The 15239-nt window shown below is 70.8% G+C and carries 9 protein-coding genes and 1 pseudogene; 5 read left to right on the top strand and 5 right to left on the bottom strand.

Going from position 1 to position 15239, the window contains the following annotated elements:
- Nucleotides 1–20 precede the first annotated feature (20 nt).
- Nucleotides 21–347 carry a thioredoxin gene (gene trxA / locus ACW7GZ_RS08810; protein ID WP_457004397.1) on the top strand — a complete coding sequence of 109 codons (327 nt, stop codon included), beginning with the start codon at nucleotides 21–23 and terminating at the stop codon, nucleotides 345–347.
- An 899-nt stretch (nucleotides 348–1246) separates the two neighbouring features.
- Nucleotides 1247–2533 (top strand): annotated as a pseudogene (gene rho / locus ACW7GZ_RS08805) (transcription termination factor Rho); the annotation flags it as partial.
- An 89-nt stretch (nucleotides 2534–2622) separates the two neighbouring features.
- Here the strand turns inward: rho and ACW7GZ_RS08800 are convergent.
- Nucleotides 2623–3468 (bottom strand): energy transducer TonB, encoded by an 846-nt coding sequence (locus ACW7GZ_RS08800; RefSeq protein WP_457008839.1) that lies wholly within the window; start codon nucleotides 3466–3468, stop codon nucleotides 2623–2625.
- 160 nt (nucleotides 3469–3628) lie between these two features.
- On the opposite strand from ACW7GZ_RS08800, the gene ACW7GZ_RS08795 reads away from it, so the two are divergent.
- Complete coding sequence (locus ACW7GZ_RS08795) at nucleotides 3629–5668, top strand: choice-of-anchor V domain-containing protein (RefSeq protein ID WP_457008837.1); 2040 nt, start codon at nucleotides 3629–3631, stop codon at nucleotides 5666–5668.
- Nucleotides 5669–5725: 57 nt separating this feature from the next.
- Nucleotides 5726–6583 (top strand): energy transducer TonB, encoded by an 858-nt coding sequence (locus tag ACW7GZ_RS08790; protein ID WP_457004389.1) that lies wholly within the window; start codon nucleotides 5726–5728, stop codon nucleotides 6581–6583.
- Between the two features lie 9 nt (nucleotides 6584–6592).
- Here ACW7GZ_RS08790 and ACW7GZ_RS08785 read toward each other — a convergent pair whose 3' ends face one another.
- Genes ACW7GZ_RS08785 through ACW7GZ_RS08770 form a run of 4 tightly spaced genes read right to left on the bottom strand, consistent with a single transcriptional unit; the run spans nucleotide 6593 to nucleotide 12605 of the window.
- Nucleotides 6593–9862, bottom strand: coding sequence for an ankyrin repeat domain-containing protein (locus ACW7GZ_RS08785; protein WP_457008835.1), 3270 nt, complete (start codon nucleotides 9860–9862; stop codon nucleotides 6593–6595).
- Entirely contained in the window at nucleotides 9855–10127 is a 273-nt protein-coding gene (locus ACW7GZ_RS08780) for a YcgL domain-containing protein (RefSeq protein ID WP_457004385.1), read from the bottom strand. The genes ACW7GZ_RS08785 and ACW7GZ_RS08780 overlap by 8 nt, the downstream gene beginning before the upstream one ends.
- Nucleotides 10128–10182: 55 nt before the next feature.
- Entirely contained in the window at nucleotides 10183–11196 is a 1014-nt protein-coding gene (gene cydB / locus ACW7GZ_RS08775; protein ID WP_457008833.1) for a cytochrome d ubiquinol oxidase subunit II, read from the bottom strand.
- Entirely contained in the window at nucleotides 11196–12605 is a 1410-nt protein-coding gene (locus tag ACW7GZ_RS08770) for a cytochrome ubiquinol oxidase subunit I (RefSeq protein ID WP_457004381.1), read from the bottom strand. Before ACW7GZ_RS08770 ends, cydB begins: the two co-directional genes overlap by 1 nt.
- 192 nt (nucleotides 12606–12797) lie before the next feature.
- On the opposite strand from ACW7GZ_RS08770, the gene ACW7GZ_RS08765 reads away from it, so the two are divergent.
- Nucleotides 12798–15185 carry a prolyl oligopeptidase family serine peptidase gene (locus ACW7GZ_RS08765; RefSeq protein ID WP_457004379.1) on the top strand — a complete coding sequence of 796 codons (2388 nt, stop codon included), beginning with the start codon at nucleotides 12798–12800 and terminating at the stop codon, nucleotides 15183–15185.
- The last annotated feature ends 54 nt before the right edge of the window (nucleotides 15186–15239 follow it).

Here is a 15239-nt window from a genome sequence, read left to right as displayed (position 1 = left end):
GCCCCATGCAGGAGACCCCCGTGACCCAAGCCGTCATCCACGCCAGCGATACCGATTTCGACACCACCGTCCTCGCCTCCGAGGAGCCGGTCCTGGTCGACTTCTGGGCGCCCTGGTGCGGTCCGTGCAAGATGATCGCCCCCGCCCTGGACGAGCTCGCCGGCGAATACGCCGGGCGCGCCAAGGTGGTGAAGATCGACATCGACCAGAACCGCGCCACCGCCCTGAAATACCACGTGCGCTCGATCCCGATGCTGCTGCTGTTCAAGGGCGGCCAGGTCCAGGCCACCCAGATCGGCGCCGTCGGCAAGCCGGTCCTCGCCCAGATGATCGACAAGGCCCTCTGAGGCCCGTCCGCCGCCTGACGCGCTGCCACCATGAGCGCGTCGCCACCGTAGGAGCAGCTATAGCTGCGAGCGGAAACCCAGGATCGGGGCAGACGCTCTGATCCACCGGGTCGCAGCTATAGCTGCTCCTACAGCGGCTCCCCGTTCCGGTTTCCCGTTCAACCGCTCCGGGCACCGCAGGCCGGCGCTTGCCGCCAGCTCCGCAGGATGCTAGTTTCACCGGTACCCCGGCGCGCTCCATCGCGCCGCACCTTCTGCAACACCCCACCAGCCCATTCGCAGGCCGCCCGTCCAGGGCGCTCGCAGCAAGCGAGGTTCAGCACTTGTCAGACAATCCTTCCGATCCCGGCGAAACCGCCGTGAAGCGCGTGCGCAAGCCGCGCGTAACCAAGGCAGCCGCCGCCCAGGCCGACGCCTCCACCGGGACCCAGGCCGAGAAGCCGGTCCAGGCCGAGCTCAAGGTCGACGCCCCCGCGAAGAAGCCCGCGCCCGCGGCGGATGCACCCGCGGCAGCCGCGGCGCCCGCCACACAGCCCCCGGCCCCCGCCCAGGCCCAGGCCCAGGCCCAGGCCCAGGCCCAGGCTCCGGCTCCGGCTCAGACCCAGACTCCGGCTCCAGTTCCAGCTCCCGCTTCCCCCCAGTCGACGCCGCAGGCCGAAGCCGGCAGCGGTGATCGCTCCGGCTCGCAGGACGGTGGCAGCCCGCGCCACGCGCAGGGCAACCAGCACCAGGGTGGCCAGCAGCACGGCCAGGCCCAGGGCGGCGACCAGCAGCAGGGGCAGGGCAACCGCCGCGACCGTTCGCGCAACCGCCGCGACCGCGACCGCCCCCGCAACGATCGCCCGCGCGACGACGGCCTGCCGACCGACAACAACGACCAGGCCAACCGCCTGCCGCCGCCGAACATTCCCGAGGGCTTCCCGCAGTACTCGCTGTCGGACCTCAAGCGGATGCCGGCGCAGAAGCTGCTCGACATCGCCGACCAGCTGAACATCCACGAAGGCGTGGCCCGCGCCCGCAAGCAGGACGTGATCTTCGCCCTGCTGAAGGTCCTGACCCGCCACGGCGAGGGTGTGGTCGCCGACGGCGTGCTCGAGCTGCTACCGGACGGTTTCGGCTTCCTGCGCGCGGCCGAGGCGAGCTATCTCGCCGGCCCCGACGACACCTACATTTCGCCCAGCCAGGTGCGCCGCTTCAACCTGCGCACCGGCGACCACCTGTCCGGCCGCATCCGCTGGCCCAAGGACGGCGAACGCTACTTCGCGCTCAACGTGGTCGACACCATCAACGGCGAGCCGATCGAGGCGTCGAAGAACAAGGTGCTGTTCGAGAACCTGACGCCGCTGTTCCCGCGCAAGAAGTTCAAGCTCGAGCGCGGCGACGGCAGCAGCGAGGACATCGCCGGTCGCGTCCTCGACCTGATGGCCCCGCAGGGCAAGGGCCAGCGCGCGCTGATCGTGTCGCCGCCCAAGGCCGGCAAGACGATCATGATGCAGCAGATCGCCAGCGCGATTACCTACAACCATCCCGACGTGCACCTGATCGTGCTGCTCATCGACGAGCGGCCCGAGGAAGTCACCGAGATGCAGCGCACCGTGCGCGGCGAAGTGATCAGCTCGACCTTCGACGAGCCGGCCGCGCGCCACGTGCAGGTCGCCGAGATGGTGATCGAGCGCGCCAAGCGCCTGGTCGAGCACAAGAAGGACGTGGTGATCCTGCTCGACTCGATCACCCGCCTGGCCCGCGCCTACAACAATGTGTTGCCGAGCTCCGGAAAGGTGCTCACCGGCGGCGTCGACGCCAATGCCCTGCATCGCCCGAAGCGCTTCTTCGGCGCCGCGCGCAACGTCGAGGAAGGCGGCTCGCTGACCATCATCGCCACGGCGCTTGTCGACACCGGCAGCGCGATGGACAAGGTGATCTACGAGGAGTTCAAGGGCACCGGCAACTCGGAAGTGCACCTGGACCGCCGCATCACCGAGAAGCGCGTCTACCCTGCGATCAACGTCAACCAGTCGGGTACCCGCCGCGAGGATTACCTCATCGAGCCGGAGCTGCTGCAGAAGATCTGGATCCTGCGCAAGCTGCTGCACCCGATGGACGAGATCGCGGCGATGGAGTTCCTGCTCGACAAGATGAAGACCTCCAAGTCCAACGACGAGTTCTTCGCTTCGATGAAGCGCTGAGCCTCCGAAGATCCACCGTTCAACCAATGGGCCCCGCGATCGCGGGGCCCATTGCGTTTGGAACGTTCGCGCCGCGGATCGCCTCCGGATCAGCCCTCGGCCAGCGGCGTCAGCAGCTTCATCCCCGCGCCTTCCTGGTAAAGACGCCCTGCGATCATCGCGTCCGGACCTTCGTCGGCGCGGAGCTCGCGACCGCTCCAGGGCGCCCTTTGCAGCGGCCCGGGAATATAGGCCTGCCACTCGCCATAGGCCGGCGCCGACTCGTCGCCGATCATATAGTCCACGGGAACGCGCAACGACCAGCCCTCCGCATCCGCGTCTTCGCCGGTCGTGGGGATGCGAAAGGTCCAATTGCGCGCGGCGGCAAGCGCCGGGCGCGACAGCAACGCGCGCATCCGCTTCATCTCGGCTTCGCTGCCGGCGGTCCTCAGATTGACTTGTTCTGCGAACACGTCCTCCACCGCTCCGGCGCGGTTGATCCGTAGCACCAGATATACGGTGCCCCTGACGAACTCCCGCAGCGCCCTTTCCGGATACGCCGGCGGCCCCATCTTCAGTGAGGTGACGCGGTCGGTACCCGCACCCGCACCAGCCGTCGCGTCGTCACCAAAGTGGCCACTGCGGATGCTGAGCTGGTAGCTGCCTTCGTCCAGCGCCTTGACAACCACGCGCAGGCTCATGGGCGCCCTTGCCCTGACCGCCTCGCCGTCGACGAGGACCGGCTCGAAGCGCCAGGTTGGCGCGGTTTGGCCGACCAGTCTCACCACTTCCGCTGGAAGCCTGTCGCGCTGGTCGACCTCCCAGGTCGACACCCGCCCATCAGGCTCGACCACGACCGAGCCGGTCACCAGCATGCTCGCCTCTGTCCGCTTGAGCATCGTCGACGCCCCGGCCGGGAACGTGAACACGGCAGCTGCCAGCAGTACCGATGCCAAACCAATCCATATCCTGCCCATGAGTCTCCCTTCCCGATGTTCCCCGGCCGATCATAGCGTCCGCCCCCGGGGCAGCGCAGGCCGTGGGGTCGGCCCGGGCTGACGCGCGATCCATCGATGCGCAATACTCGGCGGCTTCGGGGCTGAATCGGTGAGTTCAATGGGCAAGAGCAGGATCCGCGCGTGTGCCGCCATCGTCATCCTGTTCGCCTGGGGCAGCGCCGACGCCAGTCGCTTCGGGCGCGACGGCTTCTCGGGTAACCCCGGTACCAACGGCGGATCCACCTGCACCGCCTGCCATGCGCCCGGCGCAGCGACGCCCACGGTCACCATCAGCGGCCCGCAGGTCCTGGATGCCGGCACGATCGCCGATTACACCGTGACCATCAGCGGTGGTCCCGGCGGCACCGGCGGCCTTGGCGTGTCCGCATCGGGCGACGCCGGGAGCTTCAGCGCGACCGGCAAGGACGTGCATGTGATCGGCGGCGAGATTTCGCACACGCAGCCCAAGGCCTTTGCCAACGGCAGCACCAGCTTCAGCTTCCGCTGGCAGGCGCCGGCCTGGAACGGGCCGGTGACCCTGTACGCCGCCGGCAACTCCAGCAATGGCCAACTCGACCTGCTCGGCGACGGCATCGGCACCCGCCAGCTGACCGTCAACGTGCAGAACGGGGATTCCGAACCGCCACCGCCGCTGCCGCCGCCAGAGGCCGACGCCGTGCTGGAGCCCTTCGTGAGCGGGCTCGGCCAGCCGGTAGTGATCACCCACGCCGGCGACGCCCGGCTGTTCGTGGCCGAACAGCCGGGCCGCATCCGCGTGATCGACAGCGGCGTGGTGCTGCCCGTGCCCTTCCTCGACATCACCGCGCGCGTGGACGACTCGGGCAACGAGCAGGGCCTGCTCGGCCTGGCCTTCCATCCGGACTACGCGAGCAATGGCCACTTTTACGTCAACTACACCTGGGACCCGCCGGGCAGCGGCCTGGACCGCACCCGCATCTCGCGCTTCACCGTCGGCGGCAATCCCGACGTGGCCGACCCCGCTTCCGAGCTGGTGCTGATGGAGTTCGAGCAGCCGTACAGCAACCACAACGGCGGTGACATCCAGTTCGGCCCGGACGGCTACCTCTACATCGCCTCGGGCGACGGCGGCAGCGGTGGCGACCCCCACAACAACTCCCAGAACCCGAACCGCCTGCTGGGCAAGCTGCTGCGCATCGACGTGGACGGGGCCGGCGGCGGCACCGCGCCTGACTGCAGCCTGGCCACTGGCGACCACTACGGCATCCCGCCCGACAACGCCTATACCGACGGTGACGGCGGAGCCGGCTGTGACGAGGTCTACGCGCTGGGCCTGCGCAACCCATGGCGCATCGCCTTCGACTCGCTCACCGGCGACCTCTGGATCGCGGACGTCGGCCAGAACGCGTACGAGGAGATCAACTTCATCGCCGCGGGCACCGGCGGCGGGCTGAACCTTGGCTGGCGCTGCTACGAGGGCGACCAGCCCTACAACACCTCCGGCTGCAGCGGCGCGTACTTGGAGCCGCTGGTGACGACCAGCCATTCGGGTGGCAACTGCTCGATCACCGGCGGCCGCGTCTACCGGGGATCGTCCCACCCCTCGCTGGCGGGGCGCTACTTCTTCACCGACTACTGCAACACCGCGGTGCGCACGATCACCTTCGACAACGGCCAGCCGCGGGTCGAAGACCCGATCCCCGCCGGCATGATCAGCCAGCCGGTCGCGTTCGGCGAAGACGTCGACGGCGAGCTGTACCTGGCCAGCCTGACCGGCACGCTGTACCGCATCGTCGGCACCGGCGACACGGTCGCATCCAGGGTCTCGACACTGTCGGGGCAGTGCCTGCACCCTGCTTTCCCCGTGTCCGGGGCGGGCCTGTCGGCATGGCCCTGCACCGGCGCGGACGGGCAGAGCTGGGTGCTGCGAGGCGACGGTTCGCTGTACAACCCGGCGTCGGACCGCTGCGCGACGGTGGCCGGGACGCGGCATGGCGCCGCGGTGCAGCTCCAGGCCTGCAGCGGCCAGGCCAACCAGCGCTTCACGTCCACGCCGGCCAGCGAGCTGCGCGTGAACGGCTTGTGCCTGGACCACTCGCGCACGATGCGCCGCAAGGTGCAGGCCTCGACCTGCAGCGGCATCGACAGCCAGGCCTGGGTGCTTTCGCCCGCGGACTGAACGCGGGCGATTGTGGCAAGCTCCGCGGCCTGGACATCGGGGAAAGGGAGAGACCGCATGGAAGGCAAATGGACGCGCCGCCTGGCCGGCGGATTGATGGTTCTGCTGCTCGCGCTGGCCGGACCGGCGCCGGCACAGACCCGCAGCGGACTGATGAAGCAGCTGGAAGGCTCGATGTTGCTCAAGGGGCGCATCGACGTGGCGGCAGACGGCTCGGTGACCGGATTTTCGATCCAGGACAGCGAACAGGTCGATCCGCTCGCGCTGCAGCACGTCATGCGGCACGCGCCGCACTGGACCGTCCATCCCGCGACCGTGGACGGCATTCCGGTGGCCTCATCGACGCCCTTCTCGGTGCGCCTGGTGGCCCGCCGCATCGATGACGACCAGTACGGCATTTCGATCACCGGGGCTTCGATCGAGGACGAGCTGCCCGAAGAGGCGCGGCTGCAAAAGGCCATCATGCAACCGCCGCGCTACCCGACCGACATGTTGCGCGCCGGCGCCAGCGGCATCGTGTACCTGATACTGCGCGTGGATGCCTCCGGCCAGGTGGTGGACACGCACGTCGAACAGGTGAATCTCACCGTGCTGGCCCGGCCCAGGGAAGCGGCGCACGTCCGCTCGCGCCTGGCGGAGGCGGCCGCCGACAAGGCCCGCACCTGGACCTTCCATCCCCCAAGCACCGGGCCGCATGCCGGCAAACCGGACTACGTGATGCGCATTCCCGTGGAGTTCGTCCTCGGCGAGCCGACCGGCTACGGCCAGTGGACCGTGCACGTTCCAGGCGAGCAGACCCGGCCTTCCTGGACACTCGAGGACGACGGCAACGCCCGCATGGCGGGCATCCCCGGCCGGCCCATGCTGGCGGGGACCGGACTGCGACTGCGTTCGGCGCTCGAACCGGGAAGCTGAGGCGGGGGCTCAGCTGCGGTCGCGCAGGAACCGGGCCATCGACACTCCGGCCTGTGCCGGGGCGAACTCGGCGGCGACATCGATGAAGCCACGCATCACCGCGACTTCGCGCGGGGTCCGGTTGAGGGCGTCGCGCAGGTCGGGATCGCAGCCGGCTCGCAGCAGGTGGCGAGCCAGGCGCAGCAGGCCGTGTAGCGCGGCCAGGTGCAGCGGACCGAAGCCGCGCGGGTCCTGCGCATCCAGGCGGGTGTCCTCGTCGAGCAGGCGATCGACGGCCGACAGCACCACGTCCTCGTCGCAGGCAGTGCCGGGCTCGGCGCGCGCGCCGAGCAGCAGCAGCAGCGGAGTGACCCCGCCGGCGGCGACGGCGTCGGGCTCTGCGCCGGCCAGCAGCAGGGTGTCGAACAGGGCGAGCAGGCGCGGGCGGTCGCGCGCGGTGAAGCCGTAGAGCGCGGCGCAGTGCAGCGGCGTCAGGCCCTGGGCGTCGGCGGCCTGGATGTTGGCGCCGGCGGTGAGCAGGCGCGCGCAGACATCGGGCATGCCGAGCGCCGCGGCCAGCATCAGCACGGTCACGTCGCCGGGCAGGCGATGTTCCAACGCGGCCTTGGCCACAAGCAGGCGGTCGACGATCGCGACGTGGCGCATGCTGACCGCGGCCGAGAGCGGCGTGGCGCCGGTGTGCGCGGCGCGCTGCGGATCGGCCCCGCGCTCGAGCAGCAGCTCCAGGGTTCCGGCGTGTCCGCCACCGGCCGCGCGCAGCAGTGCGGTGCAACCCTTGTCGTCGGCGGCATCGATCGGGAAGCCGAGGTCGAGCAGGCGGCGCACGGCGTCGCTGTCGCCAACCATGGCCGCGGCCGGCAGGTCGCTGGCCTGCAGCGGGCGCCGCGGCAGCGCCCACCCGCGCCAGTCGAGCCACTCGGCAAGATCGCGGCGCCCCGCTGAAAGCGCCACGCCGAGCGGGGTCTGGCCATCTGCGGCGCGCACGTCCGGCGAGGCGCCGCCCTGGACCAGCAGCTTGAGCGCGGGCTCGCGGGCGAGGGCCGCGGCCAGGTGCAGGGCGGTCATGCCGTGGCCGTCGCGGTGGTCGAGGTCGACGCCGTCGGCGACCAGGCGTTCAAGCAGGCGCATCCAGCCCAGGCGCACGGCCAGCGCCGCCGCGGGTTCGCCGGATGGCGAAGGCGCGAACACGTCGGCACCACGTTCAATGAGTTCCATCGCGAACTGTTCCAGGCCGCGACCGGCCTGGTCCTCGCGCACGCAGGCCTCGAGGAAACGCGCAAGGCCGCCGGCGCCGGCCGGGGACGCGCCGCCACGCAGCAGGGCCTGGGTGGCTGCAAGGGCCTTGGTCCCCCGGCCGAGCAGCTGCATCAGGGCGGTGTCGCCAGCTTCTTCGCGGGCGTCGGGATCGGCGCCGTTGAGCAGCAGCCAGTCGATCCGCGCCGGCGCCGGCACCACGTCGCCGTCCACCAGCAGGCCGCCGAGTTCGGCCGGCGATACCAGCTGGGCCAGCGGCTCTAGGCCCTCGAAGCGGCCTTCGCCCAGCTGTTCGCGGAGCACCTCCAGTGGCGCCCGGTCGGCCGGCAGCTCGCTGTCGTCGCCGAGCACGCTGGCTGGCAGCGGGTGTTCGGGATCGAGCGCGGCCACCATGGCCCAGCGCCCGCCGGCCGCGGCGTGGTCGACGGGGCGCTTGCCCGTACCGTCGACGAGCCCGGCGTCGACCCCGAGCTCCAGCAGGCGCGAGGCCAGCGCCGCGGTGCCGGTCCCGCCCAGGCAGGCCAGATGCAGGGCGTTCCGACCTTCGCCATCGACCGCATGCAGGTCGGCGCGGTCGGCAAGCAGGTCCAGCGCGGCGGCGTGGCCGCCCACGGCGGCCTCGTGCAGCGGGCTCCTGCCGTGCCGGTCGCGGGCATCGGCGTCGGCACGGGCTTCGATCAGCGCGGCCATGGTTTCGACGTGGCCGGCAAGCGCCGCTTCGTGCAGGGCGCTGCGACCGTGCGCATCGCGGGCATCCAGCTTCGCCTTGTGCTTGAGCAGCAGCGCGACGCCCGCGACGTCGTCGTCCTCGCCGCCGGCCGCGGCCAGCAGGGGCGGCGACCCGCCTTCGGGCTCCGTGCGCGCGCCCCGCTCCAGCAGGAAGCGCGCGATTCGCCAGTTGCCGCAGCCGCAGGCGATTCCGAGCGGGGTCACTCCTTCGATGTTGCGTGCGTCGACCTCGGCGGCGGCGTCATGCAGCAGGGCGGCGACGCCTGGATCGGAGCTGCGCGCGGCGTGGTGCAGCGGAGTATTGCCATCGCGGTCGGCGGCGCGCGGGTCGGCGCCGTTGGCCAGCAGGGTCATGACCGCCTCAGGGCGGCCGTGCCAGCTGTCACGCGTGGCCGCCAGCAGTGGCGTCAGACCGGCGTGGGCGTGATTGAGGTCGACACCGGCCGTGATCAGGGCCCGCAGCAGGCGCAGGTCGGGCAGCACCGCTGCAAGCACCGGCAGCGCTCGCTGGTCGCGGCCTTCGGGGTCGGGAAGCGCACGTGGATCGGCGCCGTCGCCGAGCAGGGCCAGCGCGCGCTCGACGCGGCCGCTGCGGGCGGCAGCGTAAAGGGCGACGGCGGGATCGGCATCGGCGTCGTCGACCTCCGCGGCGCTCGTCGGCTCCGGCATCTCGAGCACTTCAAGCTCCGCCACCGGCAGCGGCGTGCGCAACAGGGCCAGGTGCAGCAGCGGCCAGGCCAGCGCGGCCAGCGCAGCCAGCGGCCAGCGCAGGCCACCGGCCACCAGCCCCGGCCAGGCAAGTGCCAGCCCCAGCGCCAGGACCGCCGCGATCGCCAGCGCGGCGCCGAGGCCGCGCCAGCTGGAACCATCGTGTCCATCCAGGGCATGCCAGTGGCCCGCAAGCCCGCGGCCCCCTTCGCCCTCGACCAGATGCCACAGCGGCCACAGCCGCCACAGCGCGATCACGCCCAGGCCCGCCGTCGCACTGAGGGCAACCGCGGCGCCCAGCGATGCGCCGCCGCTTGCGAGCAGGGCCGACAGCGGCCAACCCACCAGCAGCGCCGTGCTCGCCATGGCCAGCGCCCACAGCAGGGCCAGCGCCAGCAGGTCGCGGCGAAGCCCGGCGCCGGCCGGCAGGCTGCCGCCACGGAGGCCGCGCAGGCCAAGCGCCAGTACCGGCTGCGCCAGCCAGGCGGCGGCGGCTGCAACGGGAGCTTCGGGCACGCCGGCCAGCAGTGCGAACACCACGCCGGCGGCAAGCAGCAGCCCGTGCTTCAGGGGCGCACCCTCAGGCATCGGTGCCCCAGTCGTCGGTCAGGGGATCGACGTCCGCGCGCGGCGGCATCTGCAGGTGGAAGCCGCGGGCCACCAGGTTGGCGCGCACCACGTCGGCGTCTTCGCGGGCCAGCCGGCGGCCGGGATCGAGCGCGACCTCGAGCACGAAGCGCAGTTCGCCGAGCTCGGCGCGGACCGGATCGGCGATGCGGCCGAAATCATCGCGGCCGGCGAGGTAAATGTAGGTATCGGCCTTTTTCAGGCTCTTGTAGACGAAGGCTTGCATCTGCTGGTCCGGCGGCGGGCGCACGCGCGCACCGGGAAGCATAAAGCAAGGCGCGTCAGTGGTAGCCGGCGTCGGCCTGCACCTTGCCGCGGAACACCGAATACGACCACGCCGTGTAGCCGAGGATGATCGGCAGCAGCGCGACCAGCCCGACCAGGGTGAAGGCCTGGGTCGACGGCGGCGAGGCCGCGTCCCAGATGCTCAGCGAGGGCGGGATGATGTTGGGCCAGATGCCGATCACCAGGCCGATGAAGCCGAGCACGAAGAAGCTCAGCGTCAGCAGGAACGGCGCCACGTCCCGGCCCTCGCGCATCACCGCGCGCCACAGCAGGAAGGCGTTCGCCAGCGCCAGCAGCGGCACCGGCGCCAGCCACCAGAAGTTGCCGCCCTCGAACCAGCGCGCCATGACCTGCGAATCCAGGAACGGCAGCCAGGCGCTGACCAGGCCCATGAACACCACCACCACCAGCACCAGCGGGCGAGTGAGGTTGCGCGCCACCCGCTGCAGCGGGCCCTCGGTCTTGAGGATCAGCCAACAGGCGCCGAGCAGGGCGTAGCCGAACAGCACCGCGGCCCCGGTCAGCATCGAGAACGGGCTGAACCAGTCGAAGGCGCCGCCCAGGTACTTGCCCTCTTCCAGCGGCATGCCCTCGACCAGCGCGCCGAGGATCAGCCCTTGCGCGAACGCCGCCACCATCGAACCCAGCGCGAACGCGCCGCCCCAGAAGCGCCTGGCGCGCCGCGCCTTGAAGCGGAACTCGAAGGCCACGCCGCGGAAGATCAGCGCGATCAGCATCACCAGCACCGGCAGGTAGAGCGCCGACAACAGGATCGCGTACGCCTTCGGGAACGCGGCCAAGAGCGCCGTGCCGCCAAGGACCAGCCAGGTCTCGTTGCCGTCCCAGATCGGCGCGGCGGTGTTCATCATGTTGTCGAGCTGGTCGCCGTCCTCGGCGAAGGGCGCGAGGATGCCCAGGCCCAGCACGAAACCGTCCAGCAGCACGTACATCAGCACGCCGAAGCCGATCACGAAGTACCAGGCCACCGGCAGCCAGGTCGCGGTCTCCATCACGTGCCCTCCGTGCGTGCGTCGTCGCGGTCGCCGACCGACAGCGGGCGTGCCGGGGTCTTTTCGCCGCCCTCGGTGTCGGGCGCGTCCTCGAACGGCTGCGGACCCTTGCGCACCAGGCCCAGCAGGTAGCGGATGCCGGCGCCGAAGATCACCGCGTAGGCCACGGCATAGGTGATGAGCGATGACAGCACCGCGGCGGCGGTGATGTTGGGGCTCAGCGCCTCGCTGGTGCGCAGCAGGCCGTAGACCACCCAGGGCTGGCGCCCGATCTCGACCACGTACCAGCCCGCCAGCAGCGCGATGAACCCGGCCGGGCTCAGCAGCCGCCAGCCGTTGAGCAGCCATTTCGACTCGAACAACCAGCCCCGCCACCAGGCCCAGGCCGAAGCCAGCGCCAACAGCAGCATCGCGACCCCCAGCCCGACCATGATCCGGAAGCCCCAGAACACCGGCGCCACCGGCGGGCGCTCGCTGGCCGGGACCGCGGTCAGGGGCTCGATCTCGCCGTCCCAGCTGTGGGTCAGCAGCAGGCTGCCCAGGCGCGGGACCGCGACTTCGTAGCGGTTGCGCTCGGCGGCGGCGTCCGGCCATGCGAACAGGACCAGCGGCACGCCGGCGCCGGGTTCGCCATGCTCCCAGTGGCCTTCCATCGCCGCCAGCTTCACCGGCTGGTGCTTGCCGACGTTGAGCCCGTGCAGGTCGCCCACCAGCACCTGCAGCGGCAGCGCGATCGCGGCGAAGGCGACCGCGAGCTTCAACGTCCGCCGCCCCGCGTCGACGTGGACGCCGCGGCGCAGGTGCCAGGCGCTGACCCCGCCGATCACCATGCAGGTGGTGATGAACGCGGCCAGCACCATGTGCGCCAGCCGGTAGGGGAAGGAGGGATTGAAGATGATCGCCCACCAGTCCAGCGGCTGGAACATGCCGTCGACGATCTCGTGCCCCTGCGGCGTCTGCATCCAGCTGTTGGCGGCCAGGATCCAGAACGTCGAGAACAGCGTGCCCAGCGCGACCATGCAGGTCGCGAAGAAGTGCAGCTTCGGCGACACCCGCTTCCAGCCGAACAGCATCACGCCCAGGAAGCTGGCCTCGAGGAAGAACGCGGTCAGCACCTCGTAGGCCAGCAGCGGGCCGAGGATGGCACCGGCGCGTTCGGACAGCACCGCCCAGTTGGTGCCGAACTGGAAGCTCATCACGATCCCCGACACCACGCCCATGCCGAAGGAGATCGCGAAGATCCTGAGCCAGAAGAAGTAGAGGTCGCGCCACATCGCGTCGCGGGTGCGCAGCCAGCGCCATTCCAGGAAGGCCAGCCAGTGCGCCAGGCCGATGGTGAAGGCCGGGAACAGGATGTGGAAGGAGATCACGAAGCCGAACTGGATCCGCGACAGCAGCAGGGCGTCCACGCCGTTCTCCGCAGCGTGACCGGGCGCCGCGAGCCTGCATTCTGCGCGCGAACGTCGCGTGTCGTGTCCAAACGACGTGAAATCGCCTGCCGCTGCGGCGTGCAGGCACCGGGCCATGACGACCGGCCCAGAGTCGCGGCGCGCGCGCGCTGATACGCTGGCGCGTCGACTGTTCCCGGGGATCCCCGCACCATGCGCCACCGCTCCGTTCTCGCACTCCTGCCGCTTTCCCTGCTGCTGGCCATCGCGCCGGCGTCCACGGTTTCAGCCCAGCCCGGGCAGGCGCTCGACCTGCACCAGGTCATGGCCGACCCGGACTGGATCGGTCCACCGGTGGAGCGGGCGTGGTGGTCCTGGGACGGCGGCACCGCGTACTACGTGGCCAAGCGCAAGGGCAGCAACGTGCGCGACACCTTCGCGCAGCCGGTCACCGGCGGCGCGGTGGTGCCGATGGACGGCGCGGCGCGCGCCGGCATCGACGCCGCCGATCCGCTGTACGACGCCAGCCGCGCGCGCATGGCCTTCCTGCGCAACGGCGATGTCTTCGTGCGCGACCTGCGCGGTGGCGCGCTGACCCAGCTGACCCGCACCGAAGGCGGCGAATCCCAGCTGCAGTGGGGCCGCGACGGCTCGTTGTCCTGGCGCAGCGGCAACGACTGGTTCCGCTGGACCGCCGCCACCGGCGTCGGCCAGGCTGCCAGCCTCCGCGCCGAGGACGCGCCCGGCACGCCACCAAAGGCCGACGCCCTGCGCGAACGCCAGCTCCGCTACATCGAAACATTGCGCACCGAGCGCGAGCGCCGCGAGGAGATGCGCACCCAGGCCGAGGCCTGGCGCAGCGCCGACCCGTCCCGCGCCCCGGCCGCGGCCTACCTGGGCAAGGACGTCGAGATCCAGGGCAGCGCGCTGTCGCCCGACGGCCGCTGGCTGTTCGCGGTCACCCAGGCCAAGGGCGCCGACCAGGGCCAGGACGGCAAGATGCCGAAGTACGTCACCGAGTCCGGCTACGAAGAGTTCGAGGACGTGCGCACCCGCGTGGGCCGCAACGACCCGGCGCCGCAGTCGTTCTGGCTGGTGTCGGTGGCCGACGGCAAGGCGCGGGAGCTGGAGACCGACGTGCTGCCGGGCATCACCACCGATCCGCTGGCCGCGCTGCGCAAGGCCGCCGGCAAGGACGCGCTGGAGGGCAACCGCGCCGTGCGCATCGAAGGCTGGGGCGGCGACGTGTCCGGCGGCGCACGCTGGAGCGACGACGGCCGCGGCCTGGCGCTGATGCTGCATTCGGTCGACAACAAGGACCGCTGGCTGGCCACGGTCGACCTGTCGGCCGCGACCCTGCAGCCGGTGCACCGGCTGACCGACGACGCCTGGATCAACTGGGGCTTCAACGAGTTCGGCTGGATGCCGGACGCGCGCACGCTGTGGTTCCTCTCCGAGGAATCCGGCTGGTCGCACCTGTACCTGTCGTCCGGCGGCCGCGCGCGCGCGCTGACCTCCGGCCGCTGGGAGGCCTCGATGCCGGTGCTGGCCGCCGATGGCCAGGGCTTCCTGTTCCTGTGCAACCGCGCGCGCCCCGGTGACTACGAGGTCTGCCACGTCGGCACCGGCGGCGGCGAGGTGCGCGAGCTGACCGCGCTCGACGGCGTCGAGGACTTCGTGGCCTCGCCCGACGGTGCCCGCGTGCTGGTGCGGCACTCCACCAGCTACATGCCGCCGCAGCTGTCGGTGGTCGACGCCGCCGGCGGTGCCGCGCGCCAGCTCACCGACACCCGCACCGCGGCGTTCAAGGCGCGCGAATGGATCCAGCCCGAGACCGTGCAGGTGCCCTCCAAGCACGGCGCCGGCACCATCTGGGGCAAGTACTACGGCCCGGAGACGATGGAGCCCGGCCGCGAGTACCCGGTGGTGCTGTTCGTGCACGGCGCCGGCTACCTGCAGAACGTCAGCGACCGCTACCCGAACTATTTCCGCGAGCAGATGTTCCACAACCTGCTGGTCGAGCAGGGCTACATCGTGCTGGACCTGGATTTCCGCGCATCCGAAGGCTACGGCCGCGACTGGCGCACGGCGATTTACCGGCAGATGGGGCATCCGGAGCTCGAGGACTACCTTGACGGCATCGACTGGATCGTCGAAAGCCGCCAGGGCGACCGCGATCGCGTCGGCATCTACGGCGGCAGCTACGGCGGCTTCCTGACCTTCATGGGCCTGTTCCGCGAGCCGGGCGTGTTCAAGGCCGGCGCCGCGCTGCGCCCGGTGACCGACTGGTCGCAGTACAACCACGGCTACACCGCCAACATCCTCAACACGCCGGAGCTCGATCCCGAGGCCTACGCGAAGTCATCGCCGATGGAGTACGCCGAGGGCCTGCAGGACCACCTGCTGATCGCCCACGGCATGATCGACGACAACGTGTTCTACCGGGACTCGGTGATGCTGGCGCAGCGCCTGATCGAGCTGCGCAAGGACAAGTGGGAGCTGGCGAGCTATCCGATGGAACGCCACGGCTTCGTGCATCCGGACTCCTGGTACGACGAATACCGGCGGATTTACGAGCTGTTCGAGCGCGCGCTGAAGTAGCAATGGCTGGCTGCTCGAGCGACCTGCCGCTGTCGGCAGTGGCATCTGTAACCA

The sequence above is a fragment of the Luteimonas sp. A537 genome (assembly GCF_054052065.1).
The sequence above is the reverse complement of the archived record's forward strand: the minus strand, read 5'-3'. Positions and strand labels throughout refer to the sequence as shown.